Source organism: Rhodococcus sp. BP-261, from assembly GCF_019835205.1.
Classification (GTDB): domain Bacteria; phylum Actinomycetota; class Actinomycetes; order Mycobacteriales; family Mycobacteriaceae; genus Rhodococcoides; species Rhodococcoides kyotonensis_B.
This window is the reverse complement of the sequence record NZ_JABUCO010000019.1, coordinates 1-20,932: the sequence shown is the minus strand read 5'-3', so window position 1 is coordinate 20,932 and position 20,932 is coordinate 1. Positions and strand designations below refer to the sequence as shown.

The 20,932-nt window shown below is 63.7% G+C and carries 25 protein-coding genes and 1 other annotated feature; of the genes, 14 read left to right on the top strand and 11 right to left on the bottom strand.

Translation table 11 applies throughout. The annotated features are described in order from the left end of the window. Window positions 1-8: 8 nt before the first annotated feature. Window positions 9-881, top strand: a complete 873-nt coding sequence (locus HQ354_RS18800; RefSeq protein WP_068429475.1) for a polyphosphate kinase 2 family protein — start codon at window positions 9-11, stop codon at window positions 879-881. A 91-nt stretch (window positions 882-972) separates the two neighbouring features. On the opposite strand, the gene HQ354_RS18795 is transcribed toward HQ354_RS18800, so the two are convergent. From HQ354_RS18795 to HQ354_RS18775, 5 genes are all read right to left on the bottom strand, one after another. Next, a complete protein-coding gene (locus HQ354_RS18795) occupies window positions 973-2,013 on the bottom strand; it encodes an NAD(P)-dependent alcohol dehydrogenase (protein WP_068429478.1) in 1,041 nt (346 codons plus the stop codon). A 106-nt stretch (window positions 2,014-2,119) separates the two neighbouring features. Next, window positions 2,120-2,395: a hypothetical protein gene (locus HQ354_RS18790; protein WP_068429481.1), complete on the bottom strand. Its 276-nt coding sequence runs from the start codon at window positions 2,393-2,395 to the stop codon at window positions 2,120-2,122. Window positions 2,396-2,508: 113 nt separating this feature from the next. After that, window positions 2,509-3,384, bottom strand: coding sequence for a 3-hydroxybutyryl-CoA dehydrogenase (locus tag HQ354_RS18785; protein ID WP_084423900.1), 876 nt, complete (start codon window positions 3,382-3,384; stop codon window positions 2,509-2,511). 162 nt (window positions 3,385-3,546) lie between these two features. After that, window positions 3,547-4,836, bottom strand: coding sequence for an isocitrate lyase (gene aceA, locus HQ354_RS18780; protein WP_068429487.1), 1,290 nt, complete (start codon window positions 4,834-4,836; stop codon window positions 3,547-3,549). 454 nt (window positions 4,837-5,290) lie between these two features. Continuing rightward, on the bottom strand, window positions 5,291-5,710 hold the full coding sequence (locus tag HQ354_RS18775) for a hypothetical protein (protein ID WP_068429490.1): 420 nt from the start codon (window positions 5,708-5,710) through the stop codon (window positions 5,291-5,293). Between the two features lie 169 nt (window positions 5,711-5,879). Between HQ354_RS18775 and ramB the strand changes: the two genes are divergently transcribed. Together ramB and HQ354_RS18765 are read left to right on the top strand one after the other, a co-directional pair. Further along, entirely contained in the window at window positions 5,880-7,292 is a 1,413-nt protein-coding gene (gene ramB / locus HQ354_RS18770) for an acetate metabolism transcriptional regulator RamB (RefSeq protein WP_068429492.1), read from the top strand. 53 nt (window positions 7,293-7,345) lie between these two features. Then, window positions 7,346-8,170, top strand: coding sequence for a hypothetical protein (locus HQ354_RS18765; RefSeq protein WP_240931063.1), 825 nt, complete (start codon window positions 7,346-7,348; stop codon window positions 8,168-8,170). On the opposite strand, the gene HQ354_RS18760 is transcribed toward HQ354_RS18765, so the two are convergent. From HQ354_RS18760 to HQ354_RS18745, 4 genes are read right to left on the bottom strand one after another with little or no spacing between them, the layout of a single operon-like run. Continuing rightward, entirely contained in the window at window positions 8,171-9,154 is a 984-nt protein-coding gene (locus HQ354_RS18760; RefSeq protein ID WP_068429494.1) for an MBL fold metallo-hydrolase, read from the bottom strand. It lies immediately after the preceding gene. 24 nt (window positions 9,155-9,178) lie between these two features. Then, window positions 9,179-9,661 carry a DUF2029 domain-containing protein gene (locus tag HQ354_RS18755; RefSeq protein WP_068429496.1) on the bottom strand — a complete coding sequence of 161 codons (483 nt, stop codon included), beginning with the start codon at window positions 9,659-9,661 and terminating at the stop codon, window positions 9,179-9,181. After that, window positions 9,658-10,182: a hypothetical protein gene (locus HQ354_RS18750; protein WP_068429499.1), complete on the bottom strand. Its 525-nt coding sequence runs from the start codon at window positions 10,180-10,182 to the stop codon at window positions 9,658-9,660. The genes HQ354_RS18755 and HQ354_RS18750 overlap by 4 nt, the downstream gene beginning before the upstream one ends. Further along, window positions 10,179-10,391, bottom strand: a complete 213-nt coding sequence (locus HQ354_RS18745; RefSeq protein WP_068429501.1) for a helix-turn-helix transcriptional regulator — start codon at window positions 10,389-10,391, stop codon at window positions 10,179-10,181. Before HQ354_RS18745 ends, HQ354_RS18750 begins: the two co-directional genes overlap by 4 nt. A gap of 263 nt (window positions 10,392-10,654) precedes the next feature. Here HQ354_RS18745 and urtA point away from each other — a divergent pair, with 263 nt between their 5' ends. The 6 genes from urtA (at window position 10,655) to HQ354_RS18715 (ending at window position 16,197) form a co-directional block, all read left to right on the top strand. Further along, a complete protein-coding gene (urtA, locus tag HQ354_RS18740; RefSeq protein WP_167676559.1) occupies window positions 10,655-11,929 on the top strand; it encodes an urea ABC transporter substrate-binding protein in 1,275 nt (424 codons plus the stop codon). Window positions 11,930-12,022: 93 nt separating this feature from the next. Continuing rightward, complete coding sequence (gene urtB / locus HQ354_RS18735) at window positions 12,023-12,907, top strand: urea ABC transporter permease subunit UrtB (RefSeq protein WP_068429505.1); 885 nt, start codon at window positions 12,023-12,025, stop codon at window positions 12,905-12,907. Next, window positions 12,904-13,989, top strand: coding sequence for an urea ABC transporter permease subunit UrtC (gene urtC / locus HQ354_RS18730; RefSeq protein WP_068429507.1), 1,086 nt, complete (start codon window positions 12,904-12,906; stop codon window positions 13,987-13,989). The genes urtB and urtC overlap by 4 nt, the downstream gene beginning before the upstream one ends. Further along, window positions 13,986-14,816, top strand: a complete 831-nt coding sequence (urtD, locus tag HQ354_RS18725) for an urea ABC transporter ATP-binding protein UrtD (RefSeq protein ID WP_068429508.1) — start codon at window positions 13,986-13,988, stop codon at window positions 14,814-14,816. The genes urtC and urtD overlap by 4 nt, the downstream gene beginning before the upstream one ends. Then, window positions 14,809-15,501, top strand: a complete 693-nt coding sequence (gene urtE / locus HQ354_RS18720) for an urea ABC transporter ATP-binding subunit UrtE (protein ID WP_068429511.1) — start codon at window positions 14,809-14,811, stop codon at window positions 15,499-15,501. Before urtD ends, urtE begins: the two co-directional genes overlap by 8 nt. A 12-nt stretch (window positions 15,502-15,513) precedes the next feature. Further along, window positions 15,514-16,197: a GntR family transcriptional regulator gene (locus HQ354_RS18715; RefSeq protein ID WP_222635350.1), complete on the top strand. Its 684-nt coding sequence runs from the start codon at window positions 15,514-15,516 to the stop codon at window positions 16,195-16,197. 4 nt (window positions 16,198-16,201) lie between these two features. Here the strand turns inward: HQ354_RS18715 and HQ354_RS18710 are convergent, their stop codons facing one another. Further along, window positions 16,202-17,086 carry an ABC transporter substrate-binding protein gene (locus HQ354_RS18710; RefSeq protein WP_068429527.1) on the bottom strand — a complete coding sequence of 295 codons (885 nt, stop codon included), beginning with the start codon at window positions 17,084-17,086 and terminating at the stop codon, window positions 16,202-16,204. Between the two features lie 205 nt (window positions 17,087-17,291). Here HQ354_RS18710 and HQ354_RS18705 point away from each other — a divergent pair, with 205 nt between their 5' ends. Genes HQ354_RS18705 through HQ354_RS18695 form a run of 3 tightly spaced genes read left to right on the top strand, consistent with a single transcriptional unit; the run spans window position 17,292 to window position 19,233 of the window. Next, window positions 17,292-18,341: a M48 family metallopeptidase gene (locus tag HQ354_RS18705; RefSeq protein WP_068429516.1), complete on the top strand. Its 1,050-nt coding sequence runs from the start codon at window positions 17,292-17,294 to the stop codon at window positions 18,339-18,341. After that, on the top strand, window positions 18,338-18,676 hold the full coding sequence (locus tag HQ354_RS18700) for an MmcQ/YjbR family DNA-binding protein (RefSeq protein WP_222635349.1): 339 nt from the start codon (window positions 18,338-18,340) through the stop codon (window positions 18,674-18,676). Before HQ354_RS18705 ends, HQ354_RS18700 begins: the two co-directional genes overlap by 4 nt. A 23-nt stretch (window positions 18,677-18,699) precedes the next feature. Continuing rightward, window positions 18,700-19,233 (top strand): carboxymuconolactone decarboxylase family protein, encoded by a 534-nt coding sequence (locus tag HQ354_RS18695; protein WP_114328065.1) that lies wholly within the window; start codon window positions 18,700-18,702, stop codon window positions 19,231-19,233. Between the two features lie 179 nt (window positions 19,234-19,412). Here the strand turns inward: HQ354_RS18695 and HQ354_RS18690 are convergent, their stop codons facing one another. After that, on the bottom strand, window positions 19,413-20,228 hold the full coding sequence (locus tag HQ354_RS18690; protein ID WP_222651533.1) for an HNH endonuclease signature motif containing protein: 816 nt from the start codon (window positions 20,226-20,228) through the stop codon (window positions 19,413-19,415). Window positions 20,229-20,278: 50 nt separating this feature from the next. Here HQ354_RS18690 and HQ354_RS18685 point away from each other — a divergent pair, with 50 nt between their 5' ends. Together HQ354_RS18685 and HQ354_RS18680 are read left to right on the top strand one after the other, a co-directional pair. Continuing rightward, complete coding sequence (locus tag HQ354_RS18685; protein ID WP_075838711.1) at window positions 20,279-20,599, top strand: transposase; 321 nt, start codon at window positions 20,279-20,281, stop codon at window positions 20,597-20,599. Beyond that, window positions 20,557-20,667, top strand: a sequence feature (AL1L pseudoknot). (Overlaps the previous gene by 43 nt.) Beyond that, window positions 20,596-20,932 (top strand): IS3 family transposase (locus HQ354_RS18680; RefSeq protein ID WP_222636273.1); only part of this gene is annotated, 337 nt, incomplete at its 3' end. (Overlaps the previous feature by 72 nt.) The genes HQ354_RS18685 and HQ354_RS18680, both read left to right, overlap by 4 nt.

The following is a 20,932-nucleotide window of genomic DNA, read 5'->3' as shown; positions in this document are numbered from 1 at the left end:
CTCGGCCGATGGCCAAGCATTCGAAGAACGCCCACGAGTCCCTCTGGTCGACGCCTGCCGTCGAGGCCCTCCGCGCGACGGACTCGACGCGCATCGACGATCTCGACTGCTCGTCGACTCCAGGTTTCGACGGAAAGAAGGTCGAGGGTCAGCAGCTGCTCGCCGAGCGCGGTGAGGTGCTGTCGTCGTTGCAGGAGAAGCTGTACGCCAACGGCCGGACGGGCGATCTTCGCTCGATCCTGTTGGTCCTGCAGGGCATGGACACTGCGGGCAAGGGTGGAATGGTCCGGCACGTACTGGGAATGGTCGACCCGCAAGGCGTCGACCTCGCGTCGTTCGGTGTGCCGACCAAGGAAGAGCGCGAGCACCACTACCTGTGGCGCATCCGCAAGGAACTTCCTCGCGGCGGGCGGATCGGTGTGTTCGACCGGTCGCATTACGAGGATGTTCTCGTCGTCGCAGTGCACGATTTGGTGCCGCGGCAGGTGTGGGAGCCGCGGTTCGACGAGATCAACGCGTTCGAGAAGGAGTTGACCGACGAGGGCACGCACATCGTCAAGGTCGCACTGTTCGTCTCACCGGAGGAGCAGCGGCGACGGCTCCAGGAGCGTCTCGATCGGCCGGACAAGCACTGGAAGTACAACCCGGGCGACGTCACCGAGCGAGGCTTCCTGCCGCAGTACCGGACGGCGTACCAGCGCGTCGTGGATCGAACGAACACGGACTACGCGCCGTGGTACGTCATTCCGGCCGACAAGAAGTGGTACAGCAGGCTCGCGGTCACGGAGCTGTTGATCGACGCTCTGCAGGCGCTCGAATTGGATTGGCCGAAGGCCGATTTCGACGTCGAGCTGGAGAAGAAACGTCTGGCGGAGAGCTGACCGTGTGCACGGAAATACATGGCAGCAGGAGTGGAGCCCGCGAAACGACCATGAAGCGCCGTGTATTTCCGTGCACTTGGCGCGCAGCGCCCTAGAACGTCTTCGCGTCGATGACGAAGCGGTAGCGGACGTCGCTCTTCAGCACGCGTTCGTAGGCCTCGTTGATCTTGTCGGCCGGGATGGTTTCGATCTCGGCGCCGATCTTGTGCTCGGCGCAGAAGTCGAGCATCTCCTGGGTCTCGGGGATACCGCCGACCATCGACCCGGCGAGGCTACGACGGTTCGCGGCGAGAGTGAAGCCTCGAACCTCGATGGGCTCGCTGGGCAGGCCGAGGATGACGAGCGAGCCGTTGATCGCCAGCAACGACATGTGGCGGTCCATGTCGATCTTCGCCGACACGGTGTTGATGATCAGGTCGAACTGGCCACGCAGCTTCTTGAACGTCGCCTTGTCGGAGGTGGCGTAGTAGTGGTCGGCGCCGAGACGCCTGCCGTCCTCTTCCTTGCTCAGCGTCTGGCTGAGCACGGTGACCTCGGCGCCCATCGCGTGAGCGATCTTCACGCCGACGTGTCCGAGTCCGCCCATTCCGATGATGGCGACCTTCTTGCCCGGGCCTGCACCCCAGTGCTTCAGCGGCGAGTACAGCGTGATGCCTGCGCACAGCAGCGGCGCGGCGACGTCGAGCTCGATGCCGTCGGGAATGCGGAGCACGAAGCCCTCGGTGACGACGATCTGCGTCGAGTATCCACCCTGCGTGATGGAACCGTCGGGAAGCTTGGAGTTGTAGGTCGCGATCACGCCCTCGAAGCAGTACTGCTCTTCTCCGGCGAGGCACGCGTCGCACTTGCCGCAGGAATCGACGAAACAGCCGACTCCGACGCGATCTCCGACCTTGTGCTTGGTGACGTCGGATCCGACCTCGGCGACGATGCCGGCGATCTCGTGTCCGGGAACGACGGGGTAGCTGGTGCCACCCCACTCGTTGCGGGCTGTGTGAATGTCGGAGTGACAGATGCCGGCGAACTTGACGTCGATGAGGACGTCGTTCGGACCGAGTTCCCTGCGCTCGATGGTGACCTTCTCGAGCGGGGCATCGGCAGCGGTCGCTGTGTACGCGGTAGCGGAAGTCATGAATACATTGCTACAGGCGCATCGATACCTGTGCAAACGATCCAACCCGCTCGACCAGGCTATTCCCCGGCCGAACGAGTCGATCGCAACAGCTTCGGCCCTCGATCTAGCTGTTTCGAGCCACGTTGTAGCCCAGCCACCCGACGTACGCGCCGAGCCCGACGAGACCCAGCTTGCGCGTCTGCGGGAGCGCGATGGCGGTACCCACGGCAAGTTCGGTGGCACCGTTGCGGCTGATCCAGCTGCGCGTGTCCTTCGGGAACGGCAGCTTGGTGATGCCTTCGAACGCCTCCGGAACCACGAAGTGCGCGGCACCCGTGGCAGCCAGCCCGATTCCCAAGACCTTCGGCAGGAATCCACCCGACTCGGTCGACTTGCTCATCCTCGATGCCCCCTGTCTGCACGTCGGCGCATATCGCGCCGTTGGAAACGATTCACGACGATTCGAACTTACGCAGCGAGGGTTCCAGTTACCAGTAGGCGACGCGGTGCGACTCAGCGCGCCACGCGCCCGTTCTCGTACTGGTAGAAGCCCGCGCCGGTCTTCTTGCCCATCAACCCGGCTTCGACCATCCGCAGCAGAAGCGGCGGGGCGGAGTAGAGCGGTTCCTTGAATTCCGTGTACATCGAGTCGGCGATGGACTTGATGGTGTCGAGACCGACGAGATCGGCCAGAGTCAACGGCCCCATCGGGTGCGCGAGCCCCAGTACGGTCGCTTTGTCGATGTCTTCTTTGGTGGCGAAACCGGATTCGACCATCCGAATGGCCGAGAGCAGGTAGGGCACCAACAGTGCGTTGACGACGAACCCGGACCTGTCGGCGGATCGGACGACCTGCTTGCCGAGCATGTCGGCGGCGAATCCTTCGGCTCGCTCGGCCACGGAGTCGCTCGTCTTCAGAGTGGTGACGAGCTCCACGAGCGGGAGCACCGGCACCGGGTTGAAGAAATGCATCCCGACGACACGATCGGGTGCTTTCGTCGCGATGCCCAGTTTCATGATTGGGATCGACGAGGTGTTGGACGCGAGCACTGCGTTCGGGTCCGAAACCACCGAGTCGAGCTCGGCGAAGATATCGGCTTTGATCTTCTCGTCCTCGACCACCGCTTCCACGACGAGCTGGCGATCGGCGAAATCACCGAGTTCGGACGTGAACCGCAGCCGGAACGCGCATTGCTGCCGTTCACGCTCGGTGATCTTGCCGCTACTGACACCACGGTCCAACGACCGCAGGACGCGTGTGCGTCCTGCGGTCGTCAGCTCGCGTGTGGGCTCGTAGACCAGCACGTCGGCGTGGGCACGTGCGCAGACTTCGGCAATTCCTGCCCCCATCTGCCCGGCACCTACGACGCCTACTCGCTCAACAGTCACAGCTCTATCCTTCGTATCTCGTCGCTGGGCAACAGCTACAGGCGAGAAGGGGGTAACTCTGCTGGGGAACGCCCAGAACAGATCCGTACGAGTCAGGCGGCCCGCAGCGAAACGCTGGGACCGCCTGACTGGTGCGCTGAAGATCCGGGGAGGCGGACTGGATCAGTGGAACTGGCCCTCTTCGGTGGAGCCCTTCAGTGCAGCCGTCGAGGTGTTCGGGTCGACCGTGGTGGCAATCGAGTCGAAGTAGCCCGCGCCGACCTCACGCTGGTGCTTGATGGCGGTGAAGCCACGCTCTGCGGCAGCCTTGAACTCGCGCTCCTGCAGGTCGACGAAGGCGGTCATGCCCTCGCGTGCGTAGCCGTGGGCCAGGTCGAACATGCCGTAGTTGAGCGAGTGGAAGCCGGCGAGGGTGATGAACTGGAACTTGAATCCCATTGCGCCGAGCTCCTTCTGGAACTTCGCGATGGTCGCGTCGTCCAGGTGAGCCTTCCAGTTGAACGACGGCGAGCAGTTGTACGCGAGGAGCTGGTCCGGGAACTCGGAGCGAACCGACTCGGCGAACTTCTTCGCGACCTCGAGATCCGGGACGCCGGTCTCCATCCAGATGAGGTCGGAGTACGGAGCGTATGCCTTCGCGCGAGCGATGCAGGGCTCGATGCCGTTCTTGACGCCGAAGAAGCCCTCGGCCGTGCGGGTGCCGTCGAGGAATTCCTGGTCGCGCTCGTCGACGTCGGAGGTGATGAGGGTTGCGGCCTCGGCGTCGGTGCGGGCGATGACGACGGTCGGCACGTCGGCGACGTCGGCAGCCAGACGGGCGGAGGTCAGCGTGCGGATGTGCTGCTGGGTCGGGATGAGCACCTTGCCACCGAGGTGGCCGCACTTCTTCTCCGACGCGAGCTGGTCCTCCCAGTGCGAGCCGGCGACACCGGACGCGATCATGGCCTTCTGCAGCTCGTAGACGTTGAGGGCGCCACCGAAACCGGCTTCGCCGTCGGCGACGATCGGTGCGAGCCAGTTGTCGACGGAGGTGTCACCTTCGACACGGGCGATCTCGTCGGCGCGCAGCAGCGCGTTGTTGATGCGGCGCACGACCTGCGGGACCGAGTTGGCCGGGTAGAGGCTCTGGTCCGGGTACGTGTGGCCGGAGAGGTTGGCGTCGCCTGCGACCTGCCAACCGGAGAGGTAGATGGCCTTGAGGCCTGCGCGGACCTGCTGAACGGCCTGGTTGCCGGTCAGTGCGCCCAGCGAGTTGATGTAGTCCTCGTTGTTCACGAGATCCCACAGGATTTCGGAGCCGCGACGAGCAAGGGTCGCTTCCTCGACGACGGAGCCCTGCAGCTTGGAAACCTGCTCGGCGGTGTAGTTGCGCGTCACGCCCTTCCAGCGAGGGTTGGTGTCCCAATCCTTCTGGATCTCTTCGGTGGTTCTCGGGGTGCCGGTGGTCGACATCGTCAGCTCCAGTCTTTTCTGATCTGATCGGGCCGCTCGTGCGTATGTTTCTTCACACCGTTGCAAGGCCCTGCGGGTGTTCTTCAAAACAATGGCACACCCCAAAAGCGCACGTCCACCTGTTACGAGTGCCAATCTTGGCTAGCTTTTCACAACACCTTGCTAACGTTGCGAAGAATTAACCGAAGTCGCGCCCACCCGTTCGGAGGGCTTCCCTACTGGCCAGTAGGAAGAAAGCGCAGTTCATGAACGCAATTTACGAAAAGGTGCGTCGGATCCAACAGGACAATCGTACGGTTTAAGCAAATTCTTCTGAATCGAACCAGCAGTTAGCAACTGTGACCGGAATCACATCCACCGTACCTCTCGAACCGGACACGACCCCGCGTCACATACGACAACGCCGCCTCGCTCGGGTCCGAGCAAGGCGGCGTGCGGGGGCGGTCGAACGACGTCAGCGACTCACTCGAACACGGGCGCGAGCGGTACCCGACGATGCAACCACGGTGCTGGGGATGCGCGAGACGGACGTCCCGCGGGCATTGTCGAGGACTCCGAGCACTCCCATTGCCGCGATCAGAAGGCCGCCGACGACCGCGAACATGTCCGTCACCATCAGTCCGGACGGGAACGTGAGCACGACCGGAGACAGTGCCAGCATCGCCCCGAGTGCGAGGTGGGCCCAGTGACTCGATCTCGATGCACTCGACATCGCCCACAATGCCGTGCCGGCCGACACCATGCCCAGTACGAGGATGGCTCCGGACACTCCGGCGTCGCCCTCGACGGGAAGCCAGATGGTCGACACCACGAGTACGACGCCTACCGCCAGAACCACTGCGTCGCGCGATACCTCACGAAGATTCTCGGACATGTGATTCGCCTTCCTTACTTAGACACCCAAACTTCTTTAGCCATGCAAACGAGCATGTATCCGGTATACGCCCCTCCGAAGCGGTCCACTGCGTTGGACTCCGGATCGTGACCCACCAGACGTCCGCGAACGTTGTTAAGCCGGGTCTTCGCAGGCGTAACCTGGGTCAATGCCCAAGACGTTCGTGGGTGCACGGCTGCGACAGCTGCGCACGGAGCGCAAGATGAGCCAGGTCGCGCTGGCCGGACATCTCGAGATCTCGGCGAGCTACCTCAACCAGATCGAACACGACGTCAGGCCCTTGACGGTCCCCGTCCTGCTCCGGATCTCCGAGGTGTTCGGGGTGGACACGTCGTTCTTCTCGTCCGAGGACGACACCAGACTCGTGGCCGAACTTCGCGAGGTGGCTCTCGACCAGAACATGGGCATCGCCGCCGATTCGCACGAGATCGCGCAGATGGTCTCGTCGCACCCTCAACTGGCGAGGGCGATGGTGACCATGCACCGGCGCTACCGCAATACGACGGCTCAGCTGGCCGCCGCGACCGAAGAGCGCTTCTCCGACGGCAGCGGGAGCGGCTCGATCAGCAAGCCGCACGAGGAAGTGCGTGACTACTTCTACGAGCGGCAGAACTACCTCCACGAATTGGACACTGCCGCCGAGGAATTGACGTCGCGCATTCGTTTTCACCGCGCCGACGTCGGGAACGAGATCGCGAAACGTCTGCAGAACGTGCACGAGGTGCAGATCGTCAACCGCATCGACCTCGGCGAGAACGTTCTGCACCGGTTCGACCCCGAGAGCAGGCTGCTGGAGATCTCCCCTCACCTGTCCGGCGGTCAGAGAGTGTTCAAGTTCGCCGCCGAACTGGCCTATCTCGAGTGCGGCGACCTGCTCGATCGGATGGTCGAGGAGGGCAACTTCACCAGCGAGGCGTCGAGGAAGCTCGCGATTCTCGGATTCGCCAATTACTTCGCCGCCGCGACCGTGCTGCCCTATCACCAGTTTCACGACGTCGCCGAGGAGTTTCGGTACGACATCGAGCGTCTGTCGGCCTTCTTCTCGGTCAGCTACGAGACCGTCTGCCACAGACTTTCGACGCTGCAGCGGCCCAAGGTTCGTGGAGTCCCGTTCTCCTTCGTCCGTGTCGATCGCGCGGGTAACATGTCGAAGCGTCAATCGGCGACGGGTTTTCACTTCTCGTCGAGCGGCGGCACGTGCCCGCTGTGGAACGTGTACGAGACGTTCGCGTACCCCGGAAAGATCATGACGCAGATCGCCGAGATGCCCGACGGCCGCAGCTATCTGTGGATCGCGCGGACCGTCGAGCGTCGCGCTGCTCGGTACGGACAACCGAGCAAGACGTTCGCGATCGGACTCGGGTGCGAGCTTCGACATGCGAGCCGACTCGTCTACGCCGACGGCCTCGACATCCACGGCTCGGCCGTCGCAACGCCGATCGGTGCCGGTTGCCGGGTATGCGAACGAGCCAACTGCCCGCAACGAGCCTTTCCACCGCTGGGGAAAGAACTCGACATCGACGAGCACCGCAGCTCCGTCTCGCCGTATCTCGTTCGATAAATCACCCGCCGTCTCACCTTCTCGGAAACGACCGGACGGTGGACGATCGGATGATGGACGCCACCCCCGCAGCGCGACGCAGCCCGATCGACGCGTTTCTCGAGTCTCCGCTGTCCGGACTCGCCCCGTGGATCGCGATGTCGCTCATCGTCGGGCCCGGGAGGTTCGAGGAAGCCGCGAGCATCGCGCTCGGGATGTCGGTGCTCTTACTCGTCCTCGGGCATAGGCGGGAGTGGAGCCTGCGGAACGACCCGGATCGACGCGGCGGCCGGGTCAAGACGATGGAATGGTTCGACGTCGCCTACTTCGCGGTCATCGCCGTCATCGGACTGTTCGCGAGCGACCGAGTGATCTCCTGGATGGAACTGTGGTCCGGCGAGATGACCAACATCGCGCTCGTCGTTTTCGCGTTCGGCTCGATTCTGCTGCGCAATCCGTTCACGATCGAGTACGCGAAAGAGCAAGCACCGGAGGAAGTCTGGGACACTCCGCTCTTCCGCAAGATCAACTATCGGATCACACTCGCATGGGCGCTGGCTTTCGCGTTCTCCGCACTGGCCGGCCTCTACGGGGTGATCGTGCTGCACACGTCGGACAACTTCTGGACCGGGTGGATCCTGCAGATCGGGGCGCTGCTCTTCGCCGTCGCCTTCACCGAGTGGTACCCCGACGCCGCACAGCCGTCGGAACCAGGACCTCCCCTGCTCGCCTTGTTCGACTGGATCCCCGCATACGTCGGCATCGTCGGCGTGGCACTGTTGATCACCGAAGCCGGTCCCACCTACCTCGGCATCGCGCTGATCGTGGTGGGCCTCGTCGGTTTCCTCGCGGTCCGCCGCAGCGCGCGGTCCAGGAAGCCTGCTACGACCGGGCAGTGATCACCGCGCCGACCGCAGAAGCGCTCCCGCGTCGGCGAATGCTTTCGCTCGTCGCGTGATGGTCGGGGGCGCCGCCGGCTCCCCCTGCCACAGCCGGAACAACGTCGACATGCTCAGCACGAGACGTTCGGGCGAGTCCCACGAGCTGAATCGCTTGAATTCGCTCGATCGCAGCATGTTTCGAGCGGCCTGCGTCGCACCGAGGCCCGCGTCGAAATGTTCACGACCCGCCTCGCTCACCCACGTCCAGTAGTCGTGCACGGCCTGAATTTCCGCAGCGCCGCACAGAGGTCCGTGCCCGGGAACGTACACCGCAGCGTCGAGCGACAACAGATGTTCCAGCGCGGCCGTCCAGTTCTCGAGCGGCCCGTGCCACAGGATCGGCGTCGACCCGACGAAGAGCAAGTCACCGGCGAATACGACACCCGCGTCGGGGACGTGTGCGATCAGGTCTCCCGCGGTATGCGCGGGTCCGAGGTAGCGGAGTTGCACCTCGCGGCCGCCGACGTCGATACGCTCGGTGACCTCGAAGGTGTGGTCGGGCATGCGCGGCGTCTTGCGGGGAAACTGTGCACCGCCGCGCACGCGGTTCATGTAGCTGCCCATGTGTCCTGCGGGACCGGGTATCCAACTTGTGAGAGCACCCAGCGATGCGAACGCATGCACCGCCGAGGGAGGGGTCTCCTCCTTCATCGCATGCAGTGACGCCGCGCTCGTCGTGATCCGCGCGTCCGCGGGGACGGTGTCGTTGCCCCACCAGTGATCACCGTCGGAATGGGTGTTGACGACCTCGGTGATCGGCGTAGCGCCGGTGAGCGAGGCCGTGTCGTCGGCGATCCGTCGAGCCTCACGCGTGTCCCATACCGTGTCGACCACCATCGCCGCGGTCCCGGGGTCCACGACCAATCCCGTGTTCGCCTGCCCCCAGCTCCCCGGTTCCCACAGGAAGGCCCATACGTCGTCGGCGATCTGCTGCGCAGTCATGTCGACGACGGTACAGGTGGGCTCTCAGACTTCCTCGTTCTCGAACTTCGCGTTTCGACGCTTCATCCGCCAGATCACGATTCCGACGAGTCCTCCCCCGGCGACGGCCCCGACGACCCCGCCTGCCCAGGAACTGGCGTCGGAGAACGTCTCCGGTTGCAGTTTCACGAGCGCCGAGACGTAACCGAACGCAAGTAGCGCCGCCACCACGAGCCCGCGCACACGGTTGACCTTCGCCGCGGTGTAGAGATTGACGCGTCGGGCTGCCGAATAGGCGATGGTGAGCAGGTTGATCACCGTGAGCGTCACCAGAATTCCCAGTGACACCCGGGCGCCCGTACTCCCCGAAACCCACGGCAGGACGGCAGCGCCGATCAGCGAAGCCCACTGGAACAATTGAAAACCTATGGCGGAGGCCTCGTTCCACACATCACGCTGGCGTTCGTCGTCGTAGAATTCGTCGTCGAGATCACCGACGAAACGCATGGTTCTGACGAAGGCGTTCACGACTGCTCCTTCACGAGTTCGTTCAGCTCGGCTTCGTCGTCGCGGGCTTCCTGCTCTCGCACGAGCCGTCGGCGTCGCATCACGGCATAGACGCCACCTAGTCCACCGACCAAGGCGCCCAACGCCATTCCGACGAACGGTGCCGAACCGACTCCGTCGAGATACTCCGACGCGAGCACGATCATCGCGGAAAAGGCTGCGATCAAGTAGATTCCGCACGGCAGCAGAACGCGCACACGCATCAGGCTCTGCGACGCGTACATGTCGATCCCGCGGGCTTTCGCGTACGCGAGGACCGTCGACGCGATCGTCAGATATACCGCCAACAGCCCCAACGCAATCCAACTACCGGCGACGCCGAACAGCAACGGGAGCAGGCATACGACGATCAAGGATGTCCACACGAAAAGCTGAAATCCGATCGCCGACGCCTCGTTCCACACATCGCGCTGGCGTTCGTCGTCGTAGAATTCGTCGTCGAGATCGCCGACGAAACGCATGGTTTTCGTGAACGCACTCATGATTCCTCCAGATCGAACAGGGTCTCGACGGTTGTTCCCAGTGCCCGTGCAAGTTTCAGCGCCAGGTACACACTCGGCGCGTAATCACCGCCTTCGACGGAGACGATGCTCTGCCTGCTGACACCGCAGGCCTTTCCGAGCTCCGCCTGCGTCAGCCGTGCCGCCTTGCGGTGGTCGCGCACCGAATTGGTTCTCGATGCGGTGGTCATGCGTAAAAGTCAAGCGGACTTGTCATGGAATGTCAACCCCACTTGTCATCGGCGGAAATTTACCCTCCTGTTGTGCGCCCACGGGCCTGCAGACCGCACAACAGGAGGGTAAATCGGGGCCGGATCGGGCACCGGAACGGTTGTTTACAGCCACGTAATCCACGAAACGAACTCGTGACCGTAGAAAATACCTGCGCAATACACGGCCTTTACTGTTCCCAATCGCGAATACAACTCCGTATACAAGCGAAAGGGCGTCCGCGATGCCTGCTCTTCCTTCCAGCAAGTTCGCCACCCGGGCGCTGGTCGTTCCGGCCGCGCTGGCGATGGTCGGCTTGACTCTCACCGCGTGCGGCAGCCGGGCGAGTGACACGGCGTCGAGCGACGGTGGCTCCTCTGCGCAGTCCTGCGTCGACACTTCCGGTGACACGATCAAGGTCGGGTCGCTGAACTCGCTGTCCGGCACGATGGCCATCAGCGAAGTGACGGTGCGTGATTCGATCGCACTGGCCGTCGAGCAGATCAACGCGTCCGGCGGCGTGCTCGGTAAGCAGATTCAGGTCGTGTCGGAGGACGGAGCGTCCGAGCCCACCGTGTTCGCCGAGAAGGCCGAGAAGCTGATCAGCAGCGACTGTGTCGCAGCAGTTTTCGGCGGCTGGACGTCGTCGTCGCGCAAGGCGATGCTGCCGGTATTCGAAGACAACGACGCACTCCTCTACTACCCCGTTCAGTACGAGGGTCTGGAGGCGTCGGACAACATCTTCTACACGGGTGCGACGACGAACCAGCAGATCATCCCCGCGCTCGACTACCTGAAAGAACAGGGAAAGACCTCGCTCTACCTCGTCGGTAGCGACTACGTCTTCCCGCAGACCGCCAACCGAGAGATCAAGGCGTACGCGGCGGCGAACGGCATCGAGATCAAGGGCGAGGACTACACCCCGCTCGGCTCGACCGACTTCTCGACCATCGTCAACAAGGTGCGCGCGGCCGACGCCGACGCCGTGTTCAACACGTTGAACGGCGACTCGAACGTCGCCTTCTTCCGCGAGTACACCAATGCCGGGCTGAATGCTGCTGACATGCCGGTCATTTCGGTGTCGATCGCCGAAGAAGAGGTCGCGGGCATCGGCGCACAGAACATCGCGGGCCAGCTGACGGCGTGGAACTACTACCAGACCGTCGACACCCCGGAGAACACGACGTTCGTCGCCGATTACAAGGCCAAGTACGGCGCCGACAAGCCGACGTCCGATCCGATGGAAGCCGCGTACACGTCGGTCTACCTGTGGAAGAACACCGTCGAGAAGGCAAACTCGTTCGCGGTGAACGACATTCAGGACGCAGCCGACGGCGTCAGCTTCGCCGCACCCGAAGGCGAGGTCGTGATCGACGGCGACAACCACCACATCTCGAAGACTGCGCGCATCGGTGAGATCCGCCCCGACGGCCTGATCTACACCGTCTGGGAGTCGCCGGCTCCGATCGAGCCCGACCCGTTCCTGGAGACCTACGACTGGGCCGCCGACCTCAACTGATACTGCGGCTGCGCCCCCCGTGCGCGCGAATGTACAGCGGGCTATACATTCGCGCGCACGTGCGGCAACGCCGCCTCCCCGAAGGAGCCACACATGGATGTCGTTGTCGGGCAGCTGTTCACCGGCCTGTCGATCGGTTCTATCCTCTTGCTCGCCGCACTGGGACTGTCGCTGACGTTCGGCCAGATGGGCGTCATCAACATGGCACATGGTGAGTTCATCATGGCCGGTTCGTACACCGCGTACGTCGTACAGCAAGTCATCTCCGCCGGCGGTGCGTCGCTGTTCATCTCGTTGATCGTCGGATTCCTCGTCGGCGGCGCCATGGGCGTTCTGCTCGAGGTCACGTTGATCCGACGCATGTATCACCGTCCGTTGGACACGCTGCTCGTCACGTTCGGCGTCGGACTGATACTTCAGCAGCTCGCCCGGGACATCTTCGGTGCTCCTGCCGTCAACGTCGTCTCGCCCGGCTGGCTGTCGGGCGGCGTCGACATCCTCGGGGCCGTCGTCCCGAAGACCCGCATCTTCATTCTCGTCCTCGCCGTCGTGTGCGTCGTCGCTCTGTCGTTCGCACTCAAGACCACCCCGATGGGTCGACGCATCCGCGCGGTCGTCCAGAATCGCGATCTCGCGGAGACGTCGGGCATCTCCAGCCGTACGACGGACATCTCGACGTTCTTCATCGGCTCCGGCCTCGCCGGTATCGCGGGCGTCGCACTGACTCTCATCGGATCGACGAGTTCGACTGTCGGACAGAGCTATCTGATCGACGCGTTCCTCGTGGTCGTCGTCGGTGGCCTCGGCCAGATCAAGGGCGCGGTGATCGCCGCGTTCACCCTCGGCATCGTCAACTCGTTCATCGAGTACAACACGACGGCCTCGATCGCCAAGGTCGTCCTGTTCGTCCTCATCGTGATCTTCCTCCAGGTCCGCCCCCAGGGACTGTTCGCGGTCAAGACAAGGAGTTTGGTGTGAGTACCTTCGTCCAGAAACGTGGCGCCTGGCTGGGGTTCGCCGTCGCCGCCATTCTCCTGTTCGCCGTCGCTCCCGCTGTCCTCAGCGACTTCCGACTGAACCTGCTCGGCAAGTTCATCTGTTACGCGATCATCGCCGTCGGTATCGGATTGGCCTGGGGCCGAGGCGGAATGCTGACGCTCGGCCAGGGCGTCTTCTTCGGCCTCGGCGCGTACATCATGGCGATGCACCTGAAGATCGCCGACGCCGACCTTCGCGGTGACGCAGTGCCGGACTTCATGTCCATCGCGGGCATCCGCGAACTGCCGTCGTACTGGGTTCCGTTCCAGTCGCCACTGGTGACCATCCTCGGAATCCTCTTCGTTCCCGGTCTGGTCGCGCTCGTCCTCGGTCTCGGTGTGTTCAAGCGTCGCGTCAAGGGCGCGTACTTCGCGATCCTGAGCCAGGCACTCGCCGCCGCGTTCGCCATCCTCCTCATCGGGCAACAGAGCACCGGAGGCTCGAACGGACTCAACCGTTTCCGCACTTTCTTCGGATTCAATCTCAATGATCCGGCCAACAAACAGATGCTGTTCTTTATCGCGGCGGGTGTGCTGCTCGCAGTCGTCGCGATCACCCGCCAGTTGATGTACTCGCGCTACGGGGAATTGCTAGTCGCAGTCCGTGACCAGGAGGAGCGCGTCCGCTTCCTCGGATACGACCCGGCCAACATCAAGATCGTCGCGTACGTCACCGCGGCATTCTTCGCGGGTCTCGCAGGCGCACTGTTCGTTCCGATCGTCGGCATCGTCTCCCCCAACGACGTCGGTATCGTCCCGTCGATCGCGTTCCTCATCGGCGTCGCGATCGGTGGCCGCACGACGCTGCTCGGCCCCGTCCTCGGCGCGCTCGGTGTCGCGTGGGCACAGACCACGCTGTCCGAACAGTTCCCGTCCGGGTGGACGTACGCGCAGGGTCTGCTGTTCATCGTCGTCGTCGGATTCTTCCCGGCGGGCGTCGCGGGCTTGTTCGCACTGAGGCGTCGCAAGAAAGCCGACGAAGCATCCGTCGTCGACGTCGAAGAGAAGGAGCTGGTCAAATGATCCACACCGACAGTCACCAGCCGACGTTCGGCGGCAACGCCGGCATGTCGAGCCAGTACCTCGAAGTGCGTGGCCTGACGGTCAGCTTCGACGGCTTCAAGGCCAACACCGACGTGAATCTCACGCTGATGCAGGGTGATCTGCGGTTTCTCATCGGCCCGAACGGTGCAGGCAAGACCACGCTGATCGACGCCATCACCGGGCTGGTTCCGGCGACGGGATCGGTCACGAAGTCGGGCGTCGAGCTGATCGGGAAGAAGGTCCATCAGATCGCACGCCTCGGTGTCGGACGAACGTTCCAGACCGCCAGCATCTTCGAGCAGCTCACCGTCCTGCAGAACCTCGACATCGCGGCCGGTGCCGGGCGCTCATGGTCGACGATGCTGCGCAAGCGCAAGGCCGTCAGCGCCGAGATCGAACAAGCGCTGGAGACGATCGGCTTGAAAAAGCACCGCGACAAGCCGGCCGGAATCCTCGCGCACGGCCAGAAGCAGTGGCTCGAGATCGGAATGTTGTTGGTACAGAACGCCGATGTACTTCTGCTCGACGAGCCCGTCGCCGGCATGAGTCACGAGGAACGCGAGGAGACCGGCGAACTGCTTCGGCGAATCGGCGGTGAGCGCACGGTGGTCGTCGTCGAACACGACATGGATTTCATGCGCGCGTTCGCCACCTCCGTCACCGTCCTCGCGGGTGGTCGTGTTCTCTCCGAGGGCACCGTCGCCGAGGTCCAGGCGGATCCGAAAGTCCAGGAGGTCTATCTCGGCACCGCCGCGGCGGGCGAGGAACTCGACCAGATCGCAGAAGAAGGGGCAGGAGATGCTTGAACTCGTCGACGTACGAACAGGTTACGGCCGCAGCGAAGTCATCCACGGCGCGTCGCTGACCGTCCCCGCCGACGGTGTCGCTGCCGTCATGGGGCACAACGGCGCAGGCAAGACGACGCTTCTGCGCGCTGCGGTCGGTCTGCTGAAGGTCGGCTCGGGCAAGATCATGTTCGACGGGGCCGACGTCACGGCCCTGCGGCCGAGCGCTCGCGTCGCCCGCGGGCTCGCGTACGTCCCCCAGGGCCAGCAGTCGTTCGGGCAACTCACCACAGCCGAGAACCTGCAGGTCGTCGCCGATGGCCGTAAGCGCGGCAAAGCCCTGATCGATGAGGCGCTCGACCTGTTCCCGGCACTGAAGGATCTGCTTACCCGTCGCGCAGGCCTGCTCTCCGGTGGGCAGCGACAACAGCTCGCGATCGCGCGCGCCCTCATCACCGAGCCGAAGATGATCGTTCTCGACGAGCCGACCGAGGGCATTCAGCCGTCCGTCGTCGCCGAGATCGAACGCACCATCCTCGAGCTCACTCGTCGCGGCGGTCTCGGAGTTCTTCTGGTGGAGCAGCACATCGGGTTCGCACTCGAATCGGCGCAGCAGTACTACATCCTCGAAGCCGGCCGCATCACGTCGTCCGGCACCGGTGGTAGCGACTCCGAGGCCGACGTGCGTGCGGCGATGGCGATCTGATCGCGACTGCCCATGCCACGCAGGGACCTTCGCGAGAAGGTGTATCTCTCACTGCGACGCGACCTCGTCTCCGGCGCGATCCCGGCAACCGAACGACTCGGGGAGGAACGACTCGCAGAGCTCTACGGCGTCTCACGTACACCCGTGCGTGAGGCGCTCGCACGACTTCTGGCCGACGGCCTCGTCATGCGCGGCGACGACGGGCTGTACCCCTATCGTCCGCACGTCGGTGACCTCGCGGACCTGTACGAATTGCGAACGACGTTGGAGCTGCAGGGAATCACGCGCGTCGCCGCCGGGTCGGTCCAACACGACCCGCACATGCTCGGACCGGTCGTCGAACAGTGGAAACGCTTGCGCTCCACGCCGCCCGAACCGGACGTCGACTTCGTCACCCAGGACGAGCTGTTTCACGTCGCACTGCTGAGGTCGGCGGGAAACCGAGCACTCGCCGACGCTCTCGAGACGGTCAACGCCCGGATCCGGCCGGTCCGAATGTTCGGCTATGTCGCACGCGACAGTGTCGTCGACACCATCGACGAGCACATCGCCATCGGTGAAGCGGTGTTGGCAGGGAAGTTCGACGCGGCCCGGGCATTGTTGTCGTCGCATATCGACCTGTCGCAGAACGTCGTCATCGATCGCGCTACCCAAGCGCTGTCGATGGCGAGATTCGCACTGTCCGTTCAGATTTGACCGTTCAGTTCTGCTCGGCCAGTATCCGGTCGATGTCGTCGAGCACTGCCTGTCCACCCTTCGGCCCGACGCCGGTGATCCAGAAGGACTGATCGACGGCGTGCGGGTTGGGCAGTGCCGCAGCATTTTCCGTGACCGCCGCCGGAATCGCCGCTGGATCAGCCGGATTCGTCGCGGTGACGACGATCAGATCGGCCCGAGCCTGCGCGGCGAGCTCCGGCGACAGGTCGACGGAGATCTCGTCGGCCCACTCCGGGCGCGGCGGCGTCGTGAAGCCCGCACATTCGAGTGTGCTGCCTGCGAACGACAGCGGACCGTAGAGCGTCAGCTGGTCGTTCCGCGGGCGGATGAGCTGCGCGGTCTTGCCTGCCGTGTCGTGCTTCGCTGCGATGTCGTCGCACCGATCCGCATAGTCGTCGAGCAGGGCCTCGGCTTCGCCCTCGCGTCCCAGCGTGCGCCCGACGAGACGGACGTTGTCCTGCCACGGATCGGACTGCGACGCCATGTACACCGTCGGTGCAATCGCCGAGAGCTGCTCGTAGTACTCGCCGTGCCGCGTTTCGGTTCCCAGGATCAGGTCGGGCTGCAGCGCAGCGATCGACTCGATCCGCGGTTCGGCGACGGTACCGATCGGCGTGATGTCCGCAGCCTCCGCACCGAGGTACGCGGGCACACCCGTCGTTTCGCTGAGCACCGCGGTTCCCACCGGGATCACCCCGAGTGCGACGGCCGTGTCGAGCTCGACCGGTTCGAGCGTCACGACACGCAGCGGCGACGCAGGCACTTCGGTGGTGCCACGAGCATGGTCGACGACGCGAGTGCTGCTCTCACTGCCGGACTGCGCCTCGCCCGCGTCTGCCGACGAACAGGCCGTCATCACCGTTGTCATCGCTGCAGTCGCGATGACGATCGCGAATGCTCGTAAGTGCGTTGTCGAACTTGCCACGTTCAATCCTTCGTTCATCGACCGGTTTCGGGATGAGGTTAGCCTAAGCATTACCTCCGCAGCGCTTCATCCCTGCCGTGCGACGTCTTTACTGATACTTTGAACGACGAATTATGTTCGTTGACACCCGTGACGCTGGGAGAATGGCTTGACGGCAGCACCGGATCGCACGCGCATCGAGTTCCCCGACATCAGTTCTCGGGCGTGGGAACACCCTTCCGACCGAGCAGCGCTGGTCACATTGCGCACGCTCAAGGGATTCGACACGGTTCTCCGCACACTGTCCGGGCTACTGCAGGAACGTCAGCACCGACTGATGTATCTGGCGACGTCGGTGCGCGTCGACAGCAGGCAGTTCAAGGATCTCGACGATCTGCGCGCCGACTGCGTCGAGATTCTCGGCGCCGCCGAGACTCCCGAGATGTTCGTGCTGCAGTCGCCTGCGGTCAACGCGTTCACGATCGGTATGGACCGGCCGTTCATCGTCGTCACGACGGGTCTGCTCGACATCCTCACCTACGAGGAACAGCGATTCGTCGTCGGACACGAACTGGGTCACGCTCTGTCCGGCCATGCTGTGTACCGCACGATTCTCATGCACCTGATGCGTCTGGCCGGAACGATCGGCTGGATCCCGGTGGGCGGCTGGGCACTTCGCGCGATCATCGCCGGACTCATGGAATGGCAACGCAAATCGGAACTTTCGGGTGACCGAGCCGGATTGCTGTGCGGGCAGGACGTGCACACCGCGTTGCGAGTGCAACTCAAACTTGCGGGCGGCGCGCGGATCAGCGAAATCGACATCGACGCGTTCCTCGCGCAGGCAGCCGAGTACGAGGCCAGCGGCGACCTGCGCGACGGCGTGCTGAAGCTGCTCAATATCGAACTGCTGTCGCACCCGTTCTCGGTTCTTCGTGCAGCAGAGCTGAAGAAGTGGGTCGACAGCGGCGAATACGCGGCCGTCCTTCGTGGGGAGTACCCGCGCAAGTCGCAGGACCACGAGGCGAAGGTCGGCGACGAGTTCCGCTCTGCAGCCAAGAGTTACAAACAGAGCTTCGACACGTCCGAAGACCCGCTGATCAGGACCCTGCGTGACCTCGGCAGTGGTTTCACCGGAGCCGTCGACGCCGTCGGGAACGGAATCGGTGACGTCGCGTCGGACATCAAGAATCGCTTCGATCACTGGCGCAAGTCGTGACGACGTCCGGACGCGTGCACGCGCACTGCGCCGCGCTGCCGGACGCCGAGCTCACCCACCCATTCGGTCCCGAAACCTCTGTCTACAAGACCGGCGGGAAGATTTTCGCCGTGCTCGGAGCCGGTGACGACGGCAACGACAGAGTGACACTGAAGTGCGCGCCCGAGCACGCGGAGGTGCTCGTCGGCGAACACACGCACATCGTGCCGGGCTACCACATGAACAAGCGTCACTGGGTCACCATCCAACTCGACGGCGATGTGCCCGACGGTCTCGTCGAGGATCTGATCGAGGAGTCACACGCTCTTGTTCACAGGAAACGTGGTGCGCGGTAGGCGTCGCAGGTAGCGTCGGGCCGATGAGCACACCTCGGATTCCGACCGGTTCTTTCAAGCAACTCGGCCCGATCAACTGGGTGTTGTGTCGCGTCCTGTCGAAAGTCGCCGGGACGCCCGATGCGCATCTGTTCAGTACGGTCGGTCGCGCCAAAGGGCTGTTCCGGGGTTGGCTGATCTTCAGTGGTCGAATGATGCCGGGTGGCCGAATTCCGCCCAAGGAAACGGAATTGGTGATCAACCGGATCGCGTATCTGCGCGACTGCGGTTACGAGATGGATCATCACAGCCGTATCGGACGTCGCTTCGGCGTGACGGCAGAGCTGCTGGCTCTCGTGCACGAGGGGCCGACGGCCGAGGGTCTCAGCCCCAAGCACCGTGTCATTCTTGCCGCGACGGACGAATTGCTCGACACCAAGGATTTGTCCGACCCGACATGGAAGGCACTGTCGCAGGAGTTCGACGAGCGGCAGATGATCGAATTCCTGTTCCTCGTCGCGCAATACGACGGTCTCGCAACGACTATCGGGACCCTGCGCGTGGAACGGGACTTCTGACAGCTGTTCTCGACGCCTGGTTATGCGCAGCCACAGTCGGCGAGCGCACCGACGTTCTCAGAGCACGACTGTAGGCGGCACACGTCATGCTCTGTGTGCCGCTGGGTGCAGGATGTGGTGGTCGGCCGGACTCAGCTGGGGCGGGCCGTCCTGCAGCCCACCACCCCAGCCGCCGCCGATCAGGCGGCCGGTGGATCGACCTCCCCACCAACCGAATCCGGCCCGCCCGCAGATCCTCTACCGCCCGACACCCCGGTCGCCGGCTGCCCACCGGGTGTTCCCGCATCGGACCGGGTGGCCTGATCGTCGCGAATGTCATCGAAAAGCTCGGGCTCGGGCTGGAGGGGCTCGGGCTGGCAGGCCGCGCGCGTGTCCGCCTCGTACATAGGCACACCCGACGCAGGGCTATCCGGCGCAGGCATGTCCGGTAGCGGAACCTCCGGGCAGGGATAGATGTACTCGTTCGGGTGATGAAAATGATTGACCCGCCCCCTCCGGCTCGGATCGATCGACGCCGGCGCATGCCACAACGTACGCCCCGCATACCGATGCCCAGGACCAGCCTTCGTCGTCGCCCACCCATGCTCCCCGGACCCGACAAGCCGATGATGCTGATCGCACCCGAACGTCAAATCCTCGATATCGGTATTACCACCGGCCGCCCACTCCGTCACGTGATGGACCTGCGACCACGTCGCCGGACGAGTACAACCAGGAAAACTGCACCCACGATCGGCCGCGATCAACACGATCCGCTGATCCTCCGACGCAATCCGCTTGGTCCGCCGCAACTGCAACGGCCGCTCCTGCTCATCGAACAACACCAGATAGTGATGCGCATGCGATGCCATTCGAATGGCATCACGCATCTTCACCAACGACCCCGTCGCCGTCACCGCATGACCAGTACCAGCCTCGAAATCCTTCCACGACATCGACACCACCGCCGTCACCGGCAACCCCCGATGCCGACCCATCTGCCCCGACGCCAACATCTGCTGAAGTACCCCAGGTTTTGTTCCGTTCTTTGTAGGAGGATGGAGCTATGCCACGTCAGTACCCGCCGGAGTTCCGGCAGCGAGCAGTGCGCATGGTGGAGACGGTGTTGGAATCCGACGCCGAGCTCTCGGAGTTCGAGGCGATTCGCCGGGTCGCCTCGAAGCAGCAGATCGGTGAGGAGACGCTGCGCAGGTGGCGACGCAAGGCCCAGGTCGATGCCGGTGAACGGCGGGGGGTCAGCAGCGACGAGCACAACGAGATCCGCAGGCTGAAGAAGCGGGTCGCCGAACTCGAGCGAACGAACGAGCTACTGAAATCGGCGAGCGCGTTTTTCGCCTCGGAACTCGACCGGACCACGACGAGATGATCGCGTTCATCGACGCGTACCGCGATCGTTTCGGGGTCGAGTTCATCTGTCGCGCTCTGCGGGCGGCGGGTGTGGTCTTCCTTACCTCGCGAGGCTATCGTGCAGCGAAAAGCCGTGTTGCATCGGCACGTTCAATCCGCGACGGCGAACTGGTGCCACTGGTGAAGACCGTGCACGAGAACAATTACTCGGTGTACGGAGTCAAAAAGATGCACGCAGAGCTGAGCCGCCGGGGTGTTCGGGTCGGCCGTGAACAGACGCGCCGGTTGATGCGCTGCGCCGGGGTGCGCGGTGTGCAACGCTCGAAGAAGGTGTTCACCACCCGACCCGACC

Coding starts and splice junctions, on each gene's coding strand:
- aceA (WP_068429487.1), bottom strand. CDS start 4,836: ATGTCGACCACCGGCACCCCGAGAACCACCGAAGAGATCCAGAAGGAT.
- HQ354_RS18695 (WP_114328065.1), top strand. CDS start 18,700: ATGAGCACACCTCGGATTCCGACCGGTTCTTTCAAGCAACTCGGCCCG.
- HQ354_RS18760 (WP_068429494.1), bottom strand. CDS start 9,154: ATGACTGCGCAGCAGATCGCCGACGACGTATGGGCCTTCCTGTGGGAA.
- HQ354_RS18690 (WP_222651533.1), bottom strand. CDS start 20,228: ATGTTGGCGTCGGGGCAGATGGGTCGGCATCGGGGGTTGCCGGTGACG.
- ramB (WP_068429492.1), top strand. CDS start 5,880: ATGCCCAAGACGTTCGTGGGTGCACGGCTGCGACAGCTGCGCACGGAG.
- HQ354_RS18710 (WP_068429527.1), bottom strand. CDS start 17,086: ATGACAACGGTGATGACGGCCTGTTCGTCGGCAGACGCGGGCGAGGCG.
- urtB (WP_068429505.1), top strand. CDS start 12,023: ATGGATGTCGTTGTCGGGCAGCTGTTCACCGGCCTGTCGATCGGTTCT.
- urtE (WP_068429511.1), top strand. CDS start 14,809: ATGCTTGAACTCGTCGACGTACGAACAGGTTACGGCCGCAGCGAAGTC.
- HQ354_RS18800 (WP_068429475.1), top strand. CDS start 9: ATGGCCAAGCATTCGAAGAACGCCCACGAGTCCCTCTGGTCGACGCCT.
- HQ354_RS18745 (WP_068429501.1), bottom strand. CDS start 10,391: ATGACCACCGCATCGAGAACCAATTCGGTGCGCGACCACCGCAAGGCG.
- urtD (WP_068429508.1), top strand. CDS start 13,986: ATGATCCACACCGACAGTCACCAGCCGACGTTCGGCGGCAACGCCGGC.
- HQ354_RS18765 (WP_240931063.1), top strand. CDS start 7,346: ATGGACGCCACCCCCGCAGCGCGACGCAGCCCGATCGACGCGTTTCTC.
- HQ354_RS18790 (WP_068429481.1), bottom strand. CDS start 2,395: ATGAGCAAGTCGACCGAGTCGGGTGGATTCCTGCCGAAGGTCTTGGGA.
- HQ354_RS18775 (WP_068429490.1), bottom strand. CDS start 5,710: ATGTCCGAGAATCTTCGTGAGGTATCGCGCGACGCAGTGGTTCTGGCG.
- urtA (WP_167676559.1), top strand. CDS start 10,655: ATGCCTGCTCTTCCTTCCAGCAAGTTCGCCACCCGGGCGCTGGTCGTT.
- HQ354_RS18685 (WP_075838711.1), top strand. CDS start 20,279: ATGCCACGTCAGTACCCGCCGGAGTTCCGGCAGCGAGCAGTGCGCATG.
- HQ354_RS18750 (WP_068429499.1), bottom strand. CDS start 10,182: ATGAGTGCGTTCACGAAAACCATGCGTTTCGTCGGCGATCTCGACGAC.
- HQ354_RS18795 (WP_068429478.1), bottom strand. CDS start 2,013: ATGACTTCCGCTACCGCGTACACAGCGACCGCTGCCGATGCCCCGCTC.
- HQ354_RS18715 (WP_222635350.1), top strand. CDS start 15,514: ATGCCACGCAGGGACCTTCGCGAGAAGGTGTATCTCTCACTGCGACGC.